The following is a 14,292-nucleotide window of genomic DNA, read 5'->3' as shown; positions in this document are numbered from 1 at the left end:
CGTCACCTCCATCGGCGCCAACTCCCGTCTGCGTCAGTTCGGTTCGAAGACGGCCGGTCCCGGTCAGCCCGTGTACATCACCGGCGAGATCGGCATCAACCACAACGGCGACCTGGAGAACGCGTTCAAGCTGATCGACGTGGCCGCCGAGGCGGGCTGCGACGCGGTCAAGTTCCAGAAGCGCACCCCCGAGATCTGCACCCCGCGCGACCAGTGGGACATCGAGCGCGACACCCCCTGGGGCCGCATGACGTACATCGACTACCGCCACCGCGTGGAGTTCGGCGAGGACGAGTACCGCCAGATCGACGAGTACTGCAAGACGAAGAACATCGACTGGTTCGCCTCCCCGTGGGACACCGAGGCCGTCGCCTTCCTGGAGAAGTTCGACCTGCCCGCCCACAAGGTCGCCTCCGCCTCCCTCACGGACGACGAGCTGCTGCGCGCCCTGCGCGCCACCGGCCGCACCATCATCCTGTCCACCGGCATGTCGACCCCGAAGCAGATCCGCCACGCGGTCGAGGTCCTCGGCAGCGACAACATCCTGATGTGCCACGCCACGTCGACGTACCCGGCGCAGGCCGAGGAGCTGAACCTGCGCGTCATCAACACCCTCCAGCAGGAGTACCCGAACGTCCCGATCGGCTACTCCGGCCACGAGACCGGCCTCCAGACCACCCTCGCGGCGGTCGCCCTCGGCGCCACCTTCGTCGAGCGCCACATCACCCTGGACCGCGCCATGTGGGGCTCCGACCAGGCCGCCTCCGTCGAGCCGCAGGGCCTGACCCGCCTGGTCCGCGACATCCGCACCATCGAGGCGTCCCTCGGCGACGGCGTCAAGAAGGTGTACGAGTCGGAGCTCGGCCCGATGAAGAAGCTCCGCCGCGTCGCGGGCGTCATCGCCGAGTCGGAGTCGGGTTCGGCGGACGCCGGGTCCGAGCGGGTCGCGGTCTGAGCGCCCACGGGTTACCGGACACGGACGCAACGACGATGAGCCCCCGAGCCGGCCGAGCCGCCGCCGACGCCGCCGCCCCCTCCACGCTCGCCTTCGTGGAGAGCCCTGTTCAGCTGCTGAACGTCCTGGAGTGGGCGCACGCCGCGGCCGCGACCGGCCCGGCCGGGGGCCTCACCGTCGTCGTCCTCTCACCCAACGACCCGATGACGCGCGGCCAGTTGCGCCGCATGGCGCAGCTCGCGCGTGACGAGGGCGTCGAGGTCCGCTGGGAGGAGGCGCGCGGCGGCGCGACGGCTCCCTTCCAGACGATAGGGGGCCTCGCGGGAGCCCTGCGCAAGGCCGAACGGATCGTCATAGGCGACCCGTTCTCCCGTTACGTACAGCTGCTCCTGACGATCACCCGGGCCCGCTCCCTGGTCGTGGTGGACGACGGCACGGCCACCATGGAGTTCATCGCCCAGCTGGCCCGCGGCGAGCGCCTGGTGCGCTGGCATCGCAAGGGCGGCCGCCCCGGCCCCCGCGACCTGGTCTTCGCCCCCGTCTCCGCCTCGGCACGGCGCCGCCTCACGCCCGGCGGGACGCGCACGGTGGAGGTCTTCTCCTCCATGCCGATCGACCAGGCGCCGCCCGGCGTCGGCGTCACCGTCAACGCCTTCGCCTGGACCAGGGAACGCTTCGGCCCGCCCCGCATCACCCGCGGCGCCGACCTGGTCGGCACGTCCCTCGTGGAGACCGGCGTCGTGGACCCCGACCGCTACCTGGAAGCGGTCCGCGCCCTGGCCCTGACCCACGGGGCGACGCGGTACTTCGCGCACCGCCGCGAGAGCTCCGAGAAGCTGCACCGCCTGGCGGTGGAGACGGGCCTCCAGGTGGTCCGCCCCGACCTGCCCCTGGAACTGATCGCCCGCCGCGGCCCGGTCGGCCGCACGATCCTCAGCTTCCCCTCCACGGTCGTCCACACGCTGCCCCTGGCCCTGGCGGGCACGGAGGTGAAGGTGGCGGTCTGCGACATCGACCCGGCCTGGCTCACCGAGAACGCCTCACCGCGCGCCCAGGGCTTCCTGTCCGGTGTGACGGGGACGGCGCGGGACGTGCACCGGCTGACAGCGGTCATCACCTCGGCCGGAAGTCCTCGAAGCGTGGGGTCCCCGGCTCCGGGGTGAGCCGGGTGGCGCGGGCCACGAAGCTGATCGCGTGGTACCAGCCGCCGAGCATCAGCAGGTCCAGGAGCTGCTCGTCGGTGAACTCCGCGGCGAGCCGCTCCCACAGGGCGTCGTCGATGTCGCCGCCCGCGTGCAGCGCGTCGCTCAGCTCGATCAGCAGCCGGTCGCGCGCGCTCTCCCAGCACGGGTCGGTGCTCGCGCCGTGGGTGAGGGAGGCGATCTGCGCGTCGTCGAGGCCGGCCTTCGCGGCGAAGCGGGCGACGTGCACACCCCATTCGTACTCGGCGTGGCACAGGGCGCAGACGCGGTCGATGACGATCTCCCGGTCGCGCAGGCCCGCGCTGAAGTTCCGGCCGAGTTCGTAGGAGCCCCAGCCGTGCATCGCCGCCGCCATCGGGACGTTCCGCGCGAACATGCGGAACAGGGCGATCGGCGCCTGGCCCGGCGGCATCATGCGCCGCAGGACGGCGGCGGCCTCGGGCGGAAAGGGGGCTCGCAGGGGCGGTATCCGCTCGTCGCTCACGGCTGCCTCTCGCCTCTCGTCGTTCGGTGGCCTCAGGCATGGCCGGCGAAGCGCTCCACGTACCGCCGCTGCCAGGGAGTCTCGACCGCCCGGCGGTCGTAGTGCGTCCGTACGAAGGCGACGGCCTCCCCGGGGGGTACCCCGTCCAGCACGGCGACGCACGCCAGCGCGGTCCCGGTCCGCCCGCGCCCGCCTCCGCAGGCCACTTCCACGCGCTCGGCGGCCGAGCGGTCCCACACCTCGCGCAGCAGGTCCCGCGCCGCGGCCCGGTCGCTCGGCAGCCGGAAGTCCGGCCAGCGCAACCAGCGCGACTCCCAGGGGACTTCGGGCGGCCGCTTGCCGAGCAGATAGACGCCGAGGCCGGGCCGGTCGCCGTCGGGCAGCGGACGCCGCAGCCCCCGGCCCCGGACGAGCCGCCCGGAGGGCAGCCGAAGGACGCCGGGGGCGGTGGGCCGCCAGGTCGCTGTCGTGGCGTCGCGTTCCTCGGTCATAGCCGGTCAGTGCTCCCTTCAGGGGATATGGCGCGCGGAGCCTCATTCTCACGCCCGGACCCGCCGGGCGCAGGGGTTTCACCGGACTCGGCCCCCTCCGCCGTCAGCCCGCCACCGGCACCTCGGCGGCGGCACCCTCCTCGGCGGGCGCGCCCGAGGCCACCGTCGTACCCCTTTTCGTACGCAGGCCGAAGGCGCTGATCAGCGCGGCCAGCAGGACGGCGGCGAGCGGGACCCACAGGGCGGCCCGGTAGCCGTCGAGGACGGCGGAGGGCGCGCTGGACTCGGTGGCCGCGACGTTGACGGCCGTCACCGCCGAGAGGCCGAGCGCGGCCCCGAACTGGAAGGCGGTGTAGAGCAGCGCTCCGGCGAGCCCCTGCTCCTCCTCGGCGATCCCCTCGGTGGCGACGATGGTGAGCGGGCCGTAGACCAGCGAGAACGCGATGCCGAGGACGATCAGGCTGGGGAACATCATCGCGTACGTCCAGTCGGCGGCGACCGGTAGGAACAGCGCGTACGCGAGGGCGGCGAGGAGCAGGCCGCCGAAGATGACGCGCGCGTTGCCGAAGCGGTTCACGAACTTCGGTGTGAGGACGGGGGAGAGGACCGCGTCGACGCCCACGACGATCATCGCGAGGCTGGTCTGCATCGTCGACCAGTCCCGCAGCTCCTGGAGGTAGAGCACGACCAGGAACTGGAAGCCGAAGAAGCCCGCCGCGAAGAGCAGCCCGGAGAGATTGGCGCGCACCAGGCCGGCGTTGCGGAGGATGCCGAGGCGGACCAGCGGGGCCGCCGAGCGGCGCTCGACCGCGACGAACACGGCGAGGAGGACCAGACCGGCGCCGACCGTGGCCGCCGTCCAGGCGGGCGAGGTGTGCGTGGCCCGCTCCACGCCGAGGACCAGCAGCACTATGGCGGCGGTGATGGTCAGGCCGCCCGCCAGGTCGAAGCCCTGTCCGGGGATCCGCCGCGGACGCGCCGACTTCGGTACGAAGGTGAGCGCGGCGCCCAGGATCAGGGCGGAGAGCACGACCGGCGCGAAGAACACCCACCGCCAGTCGACCGAGGTCAGCAGCCCGCCGACGACGAGCCCGACCGAGAAACCGCCGGCGGCGGTGCCGGAGTAGAACAGCAGGGCCTTGTTGCGCTGCGGGCCCTCCTCGAAGCCGGTGGTGATGATGGAGAGCCCGGCGGGCGTCATGAAGGCCGCGGCGACCCCGGTGACGAAGCGGGCCGCGATCAGCATCCAGCCGTCCGTGGCGAAGCCGCCGAGCCCGGAGAAGACGAGGAAGACGGAGAGCCAGAACACGAACATCTGGCGGCGCCCGAAGAGGTCGGCGGCGCGCCCGCCGAGCAGCATGAAGCCGCCGTACCCGAGGACGTACGCGCTCATCACCCACTGGAGCGAGCCGGTGGACAGGCCGAGGTCGGCGCGGATGGACGGCAGGGCGACGTTGAGCATGGCGACGTCGATGCCTTCGAGGAAGATCGCCCCGCACAGCACGAGGAGGACGCCCCACTGGCGGGGTGTCCACGCTCCGGTGGACCGGTCTTCGGTGGATCTGTGCGTGCCGGTACTCATGTCAACTCTCCTACGGAAAACTGCCGTTGTTGTCTGCTCAACCACCCTCTGCCGGGCGGCGGGGCGGAACAACGGCGAAGATCGCAACGTTCGTTCAAGCGGACTGAACGATCCGCGCGCACCGGGGGGACACGGATGTCGATCGAGGGCGACGAACTGGAGTGCTTCCTCCTCCTCGCCGAGGAGCTGCACTTCGGCCGCACCGCCGAGCGGATGCGGCTCTCCAAGGCCCGCGTGAGCCAGCTCGTCCAGCGTCTCGAACGCCGCGTGGGCGCCCCGCTGTTCACCCGCACCAGCCGCCGTGTCGCCCTGACCGCGCTCGGCCGGCAGCTGCGGACCGACCTCGAACCCCACCACCGCGGCATCGAGGAGGCCCTGGAACGGGCGGCCGCCACCGCGCGCGGCATCGACGCGGTGCTGCACGTCGGCTTCTCCAATCCGCTCACCGGCGAGATCGTCATGAAAGCGACGGAGGCGCTGCGCGTCAGCCACCCCGGCCTTGCGGTGGAGGTCTGCGAGGTCCCGCTCGGCGATCCGTACGGGCAGCTGCGCAGGGGCGAGTTCGACGTACAGCTCAGCGAGTTCCCCGTACGGGAGGAGGACCTCGGCGGCGGGCCGCTGCTGCTGGCGGAGGACCGCGTCCTGGCCCTGCCCGCCGCCCATCCGCTGGCCGCGCGGGAGACGGTGACCCTGGAGGACCTGGCCGCCGTGCCCCTGCTCACCATCGCGGCCGAGGTCCCCGACTACTGGCTCGAGCACCACGTGCCCGCCCGCACACCGAGCGGCCGCCCGATCGAGCGCGGCCCCGGCGTGGTCAACCTCCAGGAGGGCCTGATCCTGGTCGCGGGCGGCAGGGGAGCGCTGCTCGCCCCCGCGCACACGGCGACGTACTACGCCCGCCCCGGCGTCGCGTACGTCCCCTTCGCGGACGCGGAACCGACGGGGTACGGCCTGGTGTGGCGGCTCGGGCACGACACGGGGGCGGTGGCCGCGTTCGCGCGGACGGCGCTGGAGGTGGCGGGGTGACGCCCGCCCTCGCGCCCGCGGCCGGGCCCCGGGGCGTACGCGGCCCTCCCCCGCCCGGCGGAGCCCGCCCGCACGGAACCCGCCCCCACGGCGACGCCCCCGGAACAGCCCCGGCGGCAGCATCACCCCATGCTGAAAATCACCGCCCTGCCCGACGTCCCCCGCTGGGCCGCCCTGGCCGCGCACGCCGTGCCGTGGATCACCCTGCCCTCCGGACTGTGGCGGGTGGCCCTGGTGGTCGGGCTCCCCGTGGCCGCGCAGGAGCAGCGCGGCACGGGTGAGGCCGTGTACGTCCTGATGCTCAGCCTCGTCTCCGAAGCGCTGGCGTTGCTCACGCTCGGTCTGGTGCGGGAGTGGGGTGAGACCGTGCCCGGCTGGGTACCCGTACTCGGCGGGCGGCAGGTGCCCACGATGGCCGCCGTCGCCCCCGCCCTGCTCGGCGCCGCCGGCCTGTTCGGGCTGCTGGGCTGGGCCATCTACGTACAGATCGCTGGATTGGGGAGTGAATCGGGTGTGACGGACGGTACAGCGCAAACTGCCCTGATCGTGCTTTGCTATATACCGCTGATCGCCTGGCCGCCCTTGCTGACGGCGGTCGCCCTCGCCTATTACAGGCGCCGGACGGCCTGCGCATCCCCCGAGGCGGCATGAAAGTTTACCCATCCCGATCGGCGGCCATGCGCCACGAGGCCACGCTTTCTTCCCCTATCGGGCTGAACTTTTGTTGATCGTGGGTTAGTTGGCCGTTGCATCGCCCTACCCTTCAGAGGGTGAACCAACTGATGTCCTGTGCGACCGAAGAGGTGTCCGCCGACGTGTTCGGAACGGAGTCCGCGCCGGCGGAGACGCTTCCCGGCGCGTTGCCCGCAGCGCTCCGTGCCGAGCTCGTCGCTTTCCGTCGCGACCTGCACATGCACCCGGAGCTCGGCAACCAGGAGTTCCGCACCACCGCCGCCATCAAGGCCCGCCTGGAACAGGCGGGGCTCGCGCCCCGCGTGCTCGCCGGCGGCACCGGCCTCGTCTGCGACATCGGCGAGCCGGGCGGGGTGCGCCCCATGCTCGCGCTGCGCGCCGACATCGACGCGCTGCCCATCCCCGACACCAAGCTCGGCGTCCCCTACCGCTCCACGGTGCCCGACCGCGCCCACGCCTGCGGGCACGACGTGCACACCACCGTCGTCCTCGGCGCCGGCCTGGTCTTCGCGGACCTGGCGCGCAAGGGGCAGCTGCCCTTCCCGGTGCGGCTGATCTTCCAGCCCGCCGAGGAGGTCCTGCCGGGCGGCGCCGCCGACGCCATCAAGGACGGCGTGCTCGACGGCGTCGGGAAGATCATCGCCGTGCACTGCGACCCCCGCGTCGACGCGGGCCGCATCGGGCTGCGGCACGGGCCCATCACCTCCGCCTGCGACCGCCTCGAGGTCTCGCTCGACGGGCCCGGCGGACACACCGCGCGCCCGCACCTGACCACCGATCTCGTCACCGCCGTCGCCAAGGTCGCCACCGACGTCCCGGCGCTGGTCGCGCGCCGCGCCGACGCCCGCTCGGGTCTCTCGCTGACCTGGGGCCGCATCGAGTCCGGCCACGCCCCGAACGTCATCCCGCAGCACGCCGAGCTCTCCGGGACCGTGCGCTGTCTGGACCTCAGGGCCTGGCGGCAGGCGCCCGAGCTGGTGCACGGCGCCATCCAGGAGATCGCCGACCTCTACCGCGCCAAGTCCGAGGTCAACTACGTCCGCGGTGTCCCGCCCGTCGTCAACGACGGCGCCGTCGCCGACCTGCTGCGCGACGCCATGATCGAGCGGCGCGGCCCGCACTCGGTGGAGGACACCGAACAGAGCCTCGGCGGCGAGGACTTCTCCTGGTACCTGGAGCACGTGCCCGGCGCCATGGCCCGGCTCGGGGTCCGCAAGCCGGGGGAGCGCACCGTGCGCGACCTCCACCAGGGCGATTTCGACGCGGACGAGTCGGCCATCACGGTCGGCGTCGAACTCTTCACCGCCGCGGCCCTGTTGGACGCGGCACGCGAGTGACAGGCCGGGCACGCGAGTGAGGACCCGGCATGCGAGTGATACCCGGCACGAAGAGGTACACGAATAGGTAACGGCCGGGCGAAAACCCGTTCCCCTCCCTTTCTACGCGCGTTAATGTGCGCCGAAATCAGCGCCGTCAACGGTGCGTTGGGGAACGTGAGGAGTACGTCCTATGCGTCGTGTATCAAGACTTTCCCAAGTGGCCGTGGCGGTGGCGTCGCTCGCCCTCGCCGCTTCGGCGTGCGGCAAGACCAGCAGCGAGGCCTCCAAGGAGGAGGGCGGCAAGGAGAAGGACTCCGGCACCTCCACGTCGTACAAGGGCAAGGGCATCGGTCTGGCCTACGACATCGGCGGGCAGGGCGACCAGTCCTTCAACGACGCCGCCTACGCGGGCTACAGCAAGGCCCGCGAGGAATTCAAGATCGGCGGCGTGGACATGGAGCCGGGTGACGGCGAGTCCAGCGCCGACAAGGTCCAGCGCCTCGAACAGCTCGCCAAGCAGGGCTACGACCCCGTGATCGGCGTCGGTTTCGTCTACGCGCCCGCCGTGGAGGCCGCCGCGAAGAAGTTCCCCGACACCACCTTCGGGATCATCGACGACAACACCGTGAAGGCGGAGAACGTCGCCGACCTGGTCTTCCACGAGGAGCAGGGCTCCTATCTGGCGGGGGTCGCCGCCGCGAAAGCGAGCAAGGCCGAGCACATCGGATTCGTGGGCGGCGTGGACATTCCGCTGATCCACAAATTCGAGGCCGGATTCGTGCAGGGCGCGAAGTCGGTCAATCCCAAGATCAAAATTGAGAAGCGGTATCTGACGGAGAAGCCCGAGGAGGGTGGCTTCAGCAGCCCCGACAAGGGGCAGAACGCCGCGAGCGGACAGATCGAGGCCGGCGCGGACGTGATCTACCACGCGGCCGGTCTCTCCGGGCAGGGCGTCATCCAGGAGGTCGGCTCGCAGAAGAAGTGGGCGATCGGCGTCGACTCCGACCAGTACAAGCAGAAGGCGCTCGCCAAGTACAAGGAGTACATCCTCGGCTCGGCGCTCAAGGACGTCGGTGGCGCGGTGTACGACCTGGCGAAGTCGGTCGTCGAGGGCAAGCCGATGAAGGGCGAGCAGCGCTACGACCTGGGGTCGGGCCGCGTCGGCTTCTCCGATTCCAACCCGAGGTACAAGGCGATGAAGGACGTCGTCGCCGCCGTGGAGAAGGCCGAGAAGGACATCGTCAGCGGCAAGGTGAAGGTCAGGACGGTGCCGTAGGACGGGGTGCGGGCGGACGCGGCGACGTTGTACGTAGCACCCCGCTCGCGCCTCCCGACCCGTTGTACGTAGTACGTCGTGCGGCGCCTGGGCGCCCCTCATCAAGGGGGCGCCCACCGCCTGTTCGCCCGCCGGACGCCCCGTGGCCACAGGTCGATAACGGACCGGACAGAAGGGTTCTTATGTCAGGTCTACGCGCGTTACGCTGCGGCGAAATCCGCGCCGGGTGAGGCGCGTACGTGCATGTGCTTGCTTGACTCAAGGAGTTCGTCTCTATGCGCCGGGTGTCTCGAATAGCTGTCGCGGGCGCCGCGACCGCAGCCCTCGCCGTCTCCGTCTCCGCCTGTGGTGGCACGTCCAGTGACGCCGCCGCGAGCAAGGACGACAAGAACAAGGGCGTCGCCATCGCCTACGACGTCGGCGGCGCCGGCGACCAGTCCTTCAACGACGCCGCGACCGAGGGCATGAAGAAGGCCGCCAAGGAGTTCAAGACCGGCGAGAAGGCCGTCGAGCCCGTCGACGGCGAGTCGGACGCCGACAAGGCGCAGCGCCTGACGCAGCTCGCCAAGCAGGGCTACAACCCGGTCATCGGGGTCGGCTACGCCTACGCCCCGGCGATCAAGGAGGTCTCGGCGAAGTTCCCGAAGGTCACCTTCGGCATCGTCGACGACGAGACCGTCAAGGCCGACAACGTCTCCGACCTCGTCTTCAGCGAGCAGGAGGCGTCCTACCTCGCGGGCGTCGTCGCCGCCAAGACCACCAAGTCCAAGACGGTCGGCTTCGTCGGCGGCGTGGACGTGCCCCTCATCCACAAGTTCGAGGCGGGCTACGCGCAGGGCGTCAAGGACACGAACCCCAAGGTCAAGGTCGTCAAGCAGTACCTGACGGAGAAGGCCGAGGACGGCGGCTTCACCAGCCCCGACAAGGGCAAGACCGCCGCCCAGGGCCAGATCGAGAAGGGCGCCGACGTGGTCTACCACGCCGCGGGCCTCTCCGGTCAGGGCGTCATCGAGGCCGCCGCCGCCAAGAAGATCTGGGCGATCGGCGTCGACTCCGACCAGTACAAGCAGGACGCGCTCGCCAAGTACAAGAAGTACATCCTGACCTCGGCGCTCAAGGACGTCGCGGGCTCGGTCTACAACCTGGCGAAGGCCGTCGAGGACGGCAAGGCCAAGGGCGGCGTCGTCCGCGCCGACCTGAAGTCGGGCGGTGTCGCGCTCGCCGACTCCAACCCCGAGTTCCAGAAGATGAAGGATGTCCAGGCGGCCCTGAAGAAGGCCGAAGAGGGCATCAAGAGCGGCAAGATCAAGGTCAAGACCACGCCGTAAGGGCGTGACCGCCGGCCCGAGAGCCGTGACGGCGTCGTGATGCTCGTACGACGGGGTGTGGGGGACGATGTTTCCCCCGCGCCCCGTTCGCGCGGACCACACCACCGCGGAGCACGTCACCGCGGACCACAGCACCACTGAGTAGCAGTCAGCAGCAGGGGCACTGCGCGCGTAGGCGGCCCCTTTCCTTCAGGCCCTTCAGGCCCTTTGGCCCCCGAGGAGAGTGCGCCATCGACGCGTCCACCAACCCTCCGCCCATCGCCGTCGAACTCGCCGGCATCACCAAGCGCTTCCCCGGAGTCGTGGCCAACCACGACATCCACCTCACCGTCCGCAAGGGCACCGTCCACGCCCTCGTCGGCGAGAACGGCGCCGGCAAGTCGACGCTGATGAAGATCCTCTACGGCATGCAGAAGCCGGACGAGGGCACCATCACCGTCGACGGCGAGCAGGTCTCCTTCGCCGGTCCCGCCGACGCCATCGCGCGCGGCATCGGCATGGTGCACCAGCACTTCATGCTCGCCGACCAGCTGACGGTGCTTGAGAACATCGTTCTCGGCAGCGAGAAGCTGCACGGCATCGGCGGCGCGGCCCGCCGCAGGATCGTCGAGCTGTCCGACCGGTACGGCCTCGGGGTGCGCCCCGACGCGTACGTGGAGGACCTCGGCGTCGCCGACCGCCAGCGCGTGGAGATCCTCAAGGTCCTCTACCGCGGCGCCACCACGCTGATCCTCGACGAGCCCACGGCCGTCCTCGTGCCGCAGGAGGTCGACGCGCTCTTCGACAACCTCCGCGGGCTCAAGTCCGAGGGCCTGTCGGTCATCTTCATCTCGCACAAGCTGGGCGAGGTGCTGTCCGTCGCCGACGACATCACCGTCATCCGGCGTGGTACGACGGTCGGCACGGCGATCCCGTCCGAGACGACGCCGCGCCAGCTCGCCGAACTGATGGTCGGCAGCGAACTGCCCACCCCCGAGACCGCGGAGTCGACGGTCACCGACCGCCCGATGATCCAGGTCGAGGGCCTCAGGCTGCTCGCCGACGGCGGGTCGGGCCGCGCCCTGCTCGACGACATCTCCTTCACGATCCACGAGGGAGAGGTCCTCGGCATCGCGGGCGTCGAGGGCAACGGCCAGACCGAGCTGATCGACGCGCTCATCGGCCTCAAGCACGCCGACTCCGGTGTGATCCGCATGGCGGGCGAGGACATCACCGCCGTACCCACGCGCAAGCGCCGCGAGGACGGCATCGGGTACATCCCCGAGGACCGCCACCGCCACGGCCTCCTCCTTGAGTCCCCGCTGTGGGAGAACCGCATCCTCGGCCACGTCACCGAGAAGCCGAACGCGCGCGGGTTCCTGCTGGACCTCAAGGGCGCCCAGGCCGACACCCGCCGCATCGTCGAGGAGTACGACGTCCGTACGCCCGGCATCGACGTGACGGCCGCCTCGCTGTCCGGCGGCAACCAGCAGAAGCTGATCGTCGGCCGCGAGATGAGCCACAAGCCGCGCTTCCTGATCGCCGCCCACCCCACCCGTGGCGTGGACGTCGGCGCGCAGGCGCAGATCTGGGACCAGATCCGCGAGGCCCGCCGCGAGGGCCTCGCCGTACTGCTGATCTCCGCCGACCTGGACGAGCTGATCGGCCTCTCCGACACCCTCCGCGTGATCTACCGCGGACGGCTCGTGGCGGACGCCGACCCGGCCACCATCACACCCGAGGAGCTGGGGTCGGCGATGACGGGTGCCGCCTCCGGTCACCTGGAACACGTCGAGTCCGGTGACGGCTCCGAGGAGGACGAGACCCGATGAAGAAGTTCGACAAGGAGCGCTTGCTCCTCGCCGTGGCCGGACCGGTCATCGCGCTGATCGTGGCCGTGGTGCTGACCTCGGGCGTGCTGCTCGCCTCGGGCAAGAGCCCGATCGAGCCCTACACCCTGATGTTCGAGCAGGCCACCTACTCCGACGTCCAGGTACTGATCATCAATCAGGCCGGGATGTACTACCTGGCCGCCCTCGCGGTGGCCATCGGCTTCCGGATGAACCTGTTCAACATCGGTGTCGACGGCCAGTACCGCCTCGCCGCGATGATCACCGCGGTCGTCGGCGCGCACGTCGCGCTGCCCGCCGCGCTCCAGATCCCGCTGCTGATCGCGGTCGCCATGCTCACCGGCGCCTTCTGGGCCGGCATCGCGGGACTGCTGAAGACCACCCGCGGCGTCAGCGAGGTCGTCGCGACGATCATGCTCAACGCCATCGCGACGAGCGTCATCGGCTACCTCACGCTCACCAAGAACTTCGGTGTGCCGGTCGGCAACAACCAGACCACCGGCGTGATGAAGGAGTCGGGCTGGTTCCCCGGCATCAAGCTGGCGGGCGGCGAGGTCTACGGCTTCGTGTTCGTCGCCGTCCTCGCGGGCGTGCTGTACTGGCTGGTCCTCAACCGCACCCGCTTCGGCTTCGACCTGCGCGCCACCGGCGCCTCCGAGTCGGCCGCCGCGGCCAGCGGTGTCAACGCCAAGCGCATGGCGCTCACCGCCATGCTGATCTCGGGCGCGGTCGCGGGCCTCTCCGGCATGCCGATCCTGCTCGGCGACACCCACACCTACAGCCTCAGCTTCCCCTCGGGGCTCGGCTTCATCGGCATCGGCATCGCGCTGCTCGGCCGGAACAACCCGGTCGGCATCGCGCTCGCCGCCCTGCTCTGGGCCTTCCTCGACAAGGCGTCGCCCGCCCTCGACTACGCCCAGCCGGAGCCGTACGACAAGGAGATCGCGGTGATCATGCAGGGCATCATCGTGATCGCGGTCGTCGTCTCCTACGAGGCCGTACGCCGCTGGGGCCTGCGCCGCCAGCAGCAGCGCGTGGGCGAGGAACTGGCCGCCGCCGCACGGGCCAACGCCAAGAACGCCGACACCGGCACCAACGGCACCAACGACACCGTGAAGGAGGCGACTTCCCGATGAGCACGGCATCCGTGGTCAAGCCCTCGGCCAAGCAGCCCGCGCCGGGCCGCCGCCGCATCTCGCTCCCCGTCCTCCTGCTGATCATCGCGGGCGTCCTGGTGCTGACCTCCGTGGTACGCATGATCACCGGCGCCGACGGCATCACGTCCACCGGCCAGATGTCGACGGCCCTGCAACTCGCCGTGCCGATCGGCCTCGCGGGCCTCGGCGGCCTGTGGGCCGAGCGGGCGGGCGTGGTCAACATCGGCCTCGAAGGCATGCTGATCCTCGGCACCTGGTTCGGTGCCTGGGCCGGTTTCCAGTGGGGCCCGTGGGTCGGTGTCCTGTTCGGCATCGCCGGCGGCGCCCTCGGCGGTCTGCTGCACGCGATCGTGACGGTCACCTTCAACGTCAACCACATCGTCTCCGGTGTGGCCCTCAACATCCTCGCCCTCGGCGCCACCCGCTACCTCGCCACCTTCGCCTTCGAGGGTGAGGAGGGCGGTACGTCCAAGCAGTCGCCGCCCGTCGAATCGCTCGGCAGCTTCTCCGTGCCGGGGCTCTCCGACTGGCTCGCCGACCTCAACGGCAAGCACTGGTTCCTGGTCTCCGACCTCGCGGGCCTGCTCGGCGGCCTGTTCACCAACCTGTCGCCGCTCACCGTCGTCGCCGTCGCCATGGTGCCGCTGAGCTGGTGGGTGCTCTGGCGCACCTCCTTCGGCCTGCGGCTGCGCTCCTGCGGCGAGAACCCGATCGCCGCCGAGTCGCTCGGCGTGAACGTCTACAAGTACAAGTACCTGGCCGTCGTCATCTCCGGTGGCCTCGCGGGCCTCGGCGGCGCGTTCCTCTCCCTGGTCGCCTCCAACATCTACCTGGAGGGCCAGACCGGCGGCCGCAGCTACATCGGCCTCGCCGCGATGATCTTCGGCAACTGGATGCCGGGCGGGCTCGCGCTCGGCGCGGGCCTGTTCGGTTACACCGACAGCCTGAAG

At 70.7% G+C, this 14,292-nt stretch carries 13 protein-coding genes; 10 read left to right on the top strand and 3 right to left on the bottom strand.

Features of this window, described 5'->3' with window-relative positions; translation table 11 throughout:
- Positions 1–10: 10 nt before the first annotated feature.
- Together ACF062_RS15470 and ACF062_RS15465 are read left to right on the top strand one after the other, a co-directional pair.
- The gene (locus ACF062_RS15470; protein WP_392138889.1) at positions 11–955 is read left to right on the top strand and encodes an N-acetylneuraminate synthase family protein; all 945 of its coding nucleotides are present in this window, start codon (positions 11–13) and stop codon (positions 953–955) included.
- A 35-nt stretch (positions 956–990) separates the two neighbouring features.
- A complete protein-coding gene (locus ACF062_RS15465; protein ID WP_392138390.1) occupies positions 991–2,118 on the top strand; it encodes a hypothetical protein in 1,128 nt (375 codons plus the stop codon).
- On the opposite strand, the gene ACF062_RS15460 is transcribed toward ACF062_RS15465, so the two are convergent.
- The 3 genes from ACF062_RS15460 to ACF062_RS15450 form a co-directional block, all read right to left on the bottom strand.
- Positions 2,069–2,641 carry a carboxymuconolactone decarboxylase family protein gene (locus ACF062_RS15460; RefSeq protein WP_392138388.1) on the bottom strand — a complete coding sequence of 191 codons (573 nt, stop codon included), beginning with the start codon at positions 2,639–2,641 and terminating at the stop codon, positions 2,069–2,071. The two genes, ACF062_RS15465 and ACF062_RS15460, sit on opposite strands and share 50 nt — an antisense overlap.
- Positions 2,642–2,673: 32 nt before the next feature.
- Positions 2,674–3,132, bottom strand: coding sequence for a protein-tyrosine phosphatase family protein (locus ACF062_RS15455; RefSeq protein WP_392138386.1), 459 nt, complete (start codon positions 3,130–3,132; stop codon positions 2,674–2,676).
- A gap of 103 nt (positions 3,133–3,235) precedes the next feature.
- Complete coding sequence (locus ACF062_RS15450; protein ID WP_392138385.1) at positions 3,236–4,714, bottom strand: MFS transporter; 1,479 nt, start codon at positions 4,712–4,714, stop codon at positions 3,236–3,238.
- 135 nt (positions 4,715–4,849) lie between these two features.
- Between ACF062_RS15450 and ACF062_RS15445 the strand changes: the two genes are divergently transcribed.
- The 8 genes from ACF062_RS15445 to ACF062_RS15410 form a co-directional block, all read left to right on the top strand.
- Positions 4,850–5,740 carry a LysR family transcriptional regulator gene (locus ACF062_RS15445; RefSeq protein WP_392138383.1) on the top strand — a complete coding sequence of 297 codons (891 nt, stop codon included), beginning with the start codon at positions 4,850–4,852 and terminating at the stop codon, positions 5,738–5,740.
- 129 nt (positions 5,741–5,869) lie between these two features.
- The gene (locus ACF062_RS15440; protein ID WP_392138381.1) at positions 5,870–6,391 is read left to right on the top strand and encodes a hypothetical protein; all 522 of its coding nucleotides are present in this window, start codon (positions 5,870–5,872) and stop codon (positions 6,389–6,391) included.
- A gap of 119 nt (positions 6,392–6,510) precedes the next feature.
- A complete protein-coding gene (locus tag ACF062_RS15435) occupies positions 6,511–7,770 on the top strand; it encodes a M20 family metallopeptidase (protein ID WP_392138380.1) in 1,260 nt (419 codons plus the stop codon).
- Between the two features lie 172 nt (positions 7,771–7,942).
- On the top strand, positions 7,943–9,028 hold the full coding sequence (locus tag ACF062_RS15430) for a BMP family protein (protein ID WP_392138378.1): 1,086 nt from the start codon (positions 7,943–7,945) through the stop codon (positions 9,026–9,028).
- Between the two features lie 275 nt (positions 9,029–9,303).
- A complete protein-coding gene (locus ACF062_RS15425; RefSeq protein ID WP_223776367.1) occupies positions 9,304–10,356 on the top strand; it encodes a BMP family protein in 1,053 nt (350 codons plus the stop codon).
- A gap of 230 nt (positions 10,357–10,586) precedes the next feature.
- Positions 10,587–12,167, top strand: coding sequence for an ABC transporter ATP-binding protein (locus ACF062_RS15420; RefSeq protein WP_392138887.1), 1,581 nt, complete (start codon positions 10,587–10,589; stop codon positions 12,165–12,167).
- On the top strand, positions 12,164–13,321 hold the full coding sequence (locus ACF062_RS15415; RefSeq protein ID WP_392138376.1) for an ABC transporter permease: 1,158 nt from the start codon (positions 12,164–12,166) through the stop codon (positions 13,319–13,321). The genes ACF062_RS15420 and ACF062_RS15415 overlap by 4 nt, the downstream gene beginning before the upstream one ends.
- Positions 13,318–14,292 (top strand): ABC transporter permease (locus ACF062_RS15410; RefSeq protein ID WP_392138374.1); only part of this gene is annotated, 975 nt, incomplete at its 3' end. The genes ACF062_RS15415 and ACF062_RS15410, both read left to right, overlap by 4 nt.

Source organism: Streptomyces sp. NPDC015345 (assembly GCF_043078805.1).
In the GTDB taxonomy this organism is placed as follows: domain Bacteria; phylum Actinomycetota; class Actinomycetes; order Streptomycetales; family Streptomycetaceae; genus Streptomyces.
Note: the sequence above shows the minus strand (reverse complement) of the source record. Positions and strands in the feature narration are given on the sequence as shown.

Coding starts and splice junctions, on each gene's coding strand:
- ACF062_RS15430 (WP_392138378.1), top strand. CDS start 7,943: ATGCGTCGTGTATCAAGACTTTCCCAAGTGGCCGTGGCGGTGGCGTCG.
- ACF062_RS15425 (WP_223776367.1), top strand. CDS start 9,304: ATGCGCCGGGTGTCTCGAATAGCTGTCGCGGGCGCCGCGACCGCAGCC.
- ACF062_RS15450 (WP_392138385.1), bottom strand. CDS start 4,714: ATGAGTACCGGCACGCACAGATCCACCGAAGACCGGTCCACCGGAGCG.
- ACF062_RS15415 (WP_392138376.1), top strand. CDS start 12,164: ATGAAGAAGTTCGACAAGGAGCGCTTGCTCCTCGCCGTGGCCGGACCG.
- ACF062_RS15440 (WP_392138381.1), top strand. CDS start 5,870: ATGCTGAAAATCACCGCCCTGCCCGACGTCCCCCGCTGGGCCGCCCTG.
- ACF062_RS15445 (WP_392138383.1), top strand. CDS start 4,850: ATGTCGATCGAGGGCGACGAACTGGAGTGCTTCCTCCTCCTCGCCGAG.
- ACF062_RS15465 (WP_392138390.1), top strand. CDS start 991: ATGAGCCCCCGAGCCGGCCGAGCCGCCGCCGACGCCGCCGCCCCCTCC.
- ACF062_RS15455 (WP_392138386.1), bottom strand. CDS start 3,132: ATGACCGAGGAACGCGACGCCACGACAGCGACCTGGCGGCCCACCGCC.